The following is a 628-nucleotide window of genomic DNA, read 5'->3' as shown; positions in this document are numbered from 1 at the left end:
GAGATGCCTACGTCTGTCGCGAGACGATCTACAACGCGATCTATGCCCTGCCAGTGGGTGAGCTGCGTAAGGAGCTGATCATCTGTCTGCGCCAAGGCAAGACGACGCGCCGGCCGCGCTCTGGTGGCGTGGATCGGCGCGGCCAGATCCCCGAGATGGTCAGTATTCATGTGCGCCCGCCGGAGATTGAAGACAGGCTGATGCCGGGGCATTGGGAAGGCGACCTCATCAAGGGTAAGGCCAACGCCTCGTCCGTCGGTACGCTGGTGGAACGCACCAGTGGGTACCTGATGTTGGTGAAGATGAACGACGCGACGGCGACTTCGGCGCTGGAAGGCTTCAGCGCCGCGCTCAATAGCATGCCGCTGGAGATGCGCAAGAGCATGACTTACGACCAGGGCCGGGAGATGGCGCGACACGCCGAGATCACCCAAAGAACCGGCGTGGCGATCTACTTCTGCGACCCGCACAGCCCCTGGCAGCGCGGCAGCAACGAAAACATCAACGGCCTGATTCGCCAGTACTTGCCCAAGGGCACAGACCTGTCGGTACATAGCCAGGAGGAGCTGGACGCCATTGCGCTGCAACTGAACATGCGACCGCGCAAGCGCTTCGACTTCAAATGCCC

At 61.9% G+C, this 628-nt stretch carries 1 pseudogene; it reads left to right on the top strand.

Annotated features, from left to right (window positions below):
* A pseudogene (locus tag HZR81_RS23710) lies at positions 1-628 on the top strand (IS30-like element ISPsp8 family transposase); the annotation flags it as partial.

This window comes from Pseudomonas sp. LM13 (assembly GCF_041381355.1).
Classification (GTDB): domain Bacteria; phylum Pseudomonadota; class Gammaproteobacteria; order Pseudomonadales; family Pseudomonadaceae; genus Stutzerimonas; species Stutzerimonas frequens.
The sequence above is the reverse complement of the archived record's forward strand: the minus strand, read 5'-3'. Positions and strand labels throughout refer to the sequence as shown.